This window comes from Sphaerisporangium sp. TRM90804 (assembly GCF_029846175.1).
In the GTDB taxonomy this organism is placed as follows: Bacteria; Actinomycetota; Actinomycetes; order Streptosporangiales; family Streptosporangiaceae; genus Sphaerisporangium.
Window position 1 is genome coordinate 1 of the sequence record NZ_JARWAC010000056.1, and the last position, 3,917, is coordinate 3,917.

Annotated in this window: 1 protein-coding gene; it reads right to left on the reverse strand. The window is 73.9% G+C overall.

Translation table 11 applies throughout. The annotated features are described in order from the left end of the window. Nucleotides 1-3,872 (reverse strand): SDR family NAD(P)-dependent oxidoreductase (locus tag PYR91_RS36185; protein WP_279787508.1); only part of this gene is annotated, 3,872 nt, incomplete at its 3' end. Between the last annotated feature and the right edge of the window lie 45 nt (nucleotides 3,873-3,917).

A 3,917-nucleotide genomic window follows, 5' to 3' on the forward strand; every position in this document is an offset into this window, starting at 1 on the left:
ACCGGGAAACCCTCATACAGCTCCCGGCCCATACCCAGCCGCTGCGCACCCTGACCGGTGAACAGCACCCCCAGCTTCCCTGGACGCGCCGCCGTACCGGTGGCCACTCCGGTGCCGTCCTGGGACAGGGCGGCCAGAGCGGCCAGCAGTTCCTCACGGTCGGCGCCCACCACCACCGCGCGGTGAGTCCACATCGCACGGCCGGTCACCAGCGAATACCCCACGTTGAGCGCACCTGCCGCATGGCCGGCACCGCTCTCGGCGGTCTGGACGTGTGCCAGCAGGCGGCCGGCCTGCGCACGAAGCGCTTCGGCCGTCTTGCCGGACAGCACCCACGGGATCACCGGCAACGACGCCGCGGGGGTCTCGGCACCGACATGAGCGAGGGTCCTTGCCACGGGCGCGGACGCGGTGTCAGGGGCACCCGGCGACCCAGCAACGGCAACGGCAACGGCAACGGCCGACGACTCGGGGGCCTGTTCGACGATCACGTGGGCGTTGGTGCCGCTGATCCCGAACGAGGACACCCCCGCCCGGCGCGGACGGCCCTCCACCGGCCAGTCACGGACCTCGGTCAGCAGCTCGACGGCGCCCTCGGACCAGTCCACCTGCGGCGAAGGCGCGTCCACGTGCAACGTACGCGGCAACACGCCATGGCGCATCGCCATCACCATCTTGATCACACCAGCCACACCCGCAGCCGCCTGCGTATGACCCATGTTCGACTTGATCGACCCGAGCCACAGCGGGCGATCATCCCCACGCCCCTGGCCGTAGGTCGCCAGCAACGCCTGCGCCTCGATCGGATCCCCCAACGTGGTCCCCGTGCCGTGCGCCTCCACCGCATCGACCTCGTCGGCCGACACCCCGGCGTTCCCCAACGCCGCACGAATCACCCGCTGCTGAGACGGACCATTGGGCGCCGTCAGCCCATTGGACGCACCGTCCTGATTGACGGCGGAGCCACGCACCACCGCCAGCACCGGATGACCAAGACGACGAGCATCAGAAAGCCGCTCCAACAGCAGCATCCCGACACCCTCACCCCACCCCGTGCCATCAGCCCCCGCCGCGAACGACCGACACCGGCCATCAGCCGACAACCCACGCTGGCGGCTGAACTCCACGAACACCTCAGGAGTCGCCATCACCGCCACACCGCCCGCGAGCGCCAGGGAGCACTCCCCCGACCGCAGAGCCTGGGCCGCCAGATGCAACGCCACCAGCGACGACGAACACGCCGTGTCCACCGTGACCGACGGGCCTTCCAGGCCGAACACGTAGGAGACCCGGCCGGAGGCGATCGCGCCCGTGCTGTTGTTCGCGGCGTAGTCGTGGTACATCATCCCCGCGAACAGGCCCGTAGCGCTGCCGCGCAGGGTCGCCGGGTCGATGCCCGCGCGCTCGAAGACCTCCCACGCCGTCTCCAGCAGCAGGTACTGCTGGGGGTCCATCAGCTGGGCCTCGTTGGGGCTGATGCCGAAGAAGCCCGGGTCGAACTCTCCCGCGTCGTGCAGGAAGCTGCCCCGGCGGGTGTAGGTGGTGTGGGGGCGTTCCGCCAGCGGGTCGTGGACGCGGTCGACGTCCCAGCCCCGGTTGCTCGGGAAGTCCGAGGTCGCGTCGACGCCGTCGGCGACCAGACGCCACAGGTCCTCGGGGGATTCCACGCCGCCCGGGTACCGGCAGGCCATGGCCACGATCACGATGGGATCGTCGTCGGTCGCGGCGGCGCGGGCCGTGACGACCGGCGCCGCGCGCCCGTCCAGGCCAGACAGTTCGTCCAGCAGGTAGCGGGCCAGCAGAGCGGGCGTCGGGTAGTCGAAGGCCAGAGTGGCGGGCAGGCGGACACCGGCCGCCGCGCTGAGGGCGTTGCGGAACTCGACCGCGCTGAGCGAGTCGAACCCGAGCTCGGTGAACGCGCGGTCGGCGTCCACGGCGTCCTGGCTGTTGTAACCGAGGGTCGTGGCGACGTGGCCGCGCACCACATCAAGCAGCGCCGCCGAGCGCCCATCCCGGTCGAGCCCGGCCAGACGGGCCTGGAGCGCGGACTGCTCCGCGCCGGTCGCCCGCGCCGTCAGGCGGCGAGCCCGTACCCGGACCAGGCCGCGGAACAGCGGCGGCAGGTCGTCACCGGCCGCGCCGAGCGTCTTGAGGTCGAGCCGGATCGGCAGCACCACGGGCAGGTCGACCGTGCAACCCCGGGCGAAGAGCGTGAGGCCGTGTTCCGGCGTGAGCGCGCCGACGCCGGTGCGGCTCATCCGCCGCAGGTCGGTTTCGGTCAGGGCGCCGGCCATGCCGCCGTCCCACAGGCCCCAGGCGAACGACTGCGCGGGCAGCCCCGTGGCCCGCCGGTGCGTGGCGAGCGCGTCGAGCACGGCGTTGGCGGCGGCGTAGTTGCCCTGCCCGGGCGCGCCGAGCACGCCGGTGGCCGAGGAGAACAGCACGAACGCCGAGATGGGACGGTCGGCGGTGAGGTGGTGGAGGTGCAGCGCGGCGTCGGCCTTGGGGCCGAGCACGGTGTCCAGGCGCTCGGGTGTCAGCGCGCCGATGGGCGCGTCGTCCAGCACGCCGGCCAGGTGGACGACGCCGGTCAGCGGCACGCCGTCGAGGAGCGCGGCGAGCGCCGTCCGGTCGGCCACGTCGCACGCGGCGAGGGTGACCTCGGCGCCCGACGCCGACAGCTCCTCCTTCAGTTCCGCCGCGCCGGGCGCGTCCGGCCCTCGGCGGGAGACCAGCAGCAGGCTGCGCACGCCGCGCTCATGCACCAGGTGCCGGGCCACGAGGCCGCCCAGCGCACCGGTCGCGCCCGTGACGAGCACGGTGCCGTCCCCGAAGTCGTCCTGCACGCCGCCGGCCTGGTCGGCGGCGACGCGGGCCAGCCGCGCGCCGTACACCGCGCCGTCGCGCACCACCACCTGCGGCTCGCCACAGGCCACGGCGGCGGACAGCCCCGCCGTGTCACCGGCCTTCGCGGCGTCGAGGTCGGCTAGCACGAAGCGGCCGGGGTGTTCCAGTTGGGCGGCGCGCACCAGGCCCCAGGCGACGGCGCCGGCCAGGTCGGTGACGTCCTCGCCGGGCAGTGCGACCGCGCCGTGGGTGGCCGCCACGAGAACCGCGCCGGCGAACCGGTCATCGGCGAGCCATGTCTGAAGCACGCCGAGCACGCGCTTCGCGGTGGCGTGCACGCCATCGGCGTCGGAGGCCGGCGCGCAGCGCAGCACCACGGCGTCCGGCAGCGGGCCGTCGGCGGGCAGGCCGTCCCAGTCGGCGACGCTCATGGTGGCCGTCCCGGCCGGGATCGGCGTCCAGTCGAGGCGGAACAGCGAGTCGTGCACGCCCGCGCGTGCCGCCGCGAGCCGCTGGGCGGACATGGCGCGCATGGCCAGGCTTGCGACGGTGGCGACGGGTAGGCCCGCCGGGTCGGTGACGGTCAGCGCGAAGGCGTTGGCGCCATCGGGGACGAGGTGGACGCGGACCCGGGTCGCCCCGGTGGCGTGCACCCGGACGTCGCTCCAGGCGAACGGCAACATGGGCCCTTCGCCACCGTCCAGCGCGTCCGAGAACAACGCCGGGTGCAGGCACGCGTCCAGCAGCGCCGGGTGCAGCCCCACCCGACCGGCGACCGTGTGTGCCCGCTCGGGCAGCTCCACCTCGGCGAACACCTCGCCGTCCCGCCGCCAGACCTGACCCACGCCCCGGAACACCGGCCCGTACTCCAGCCCGGCCAGCGCCAACTCGTCATACAGCCCCGAGGCGTCCACCGGCACCGCGTCCACCGGCGGCCACACCGGCGCCACCGCTGCCGGGAGCCCGGCCCCCGCGCCATCCGCCGACGGCGCGGCCTCGCGCGGTGACGCAGAACCGTCCGACACCGGAACCAGCGCCCCTTGGGCGTGGAGCGTCCACGGCTGGTCGGG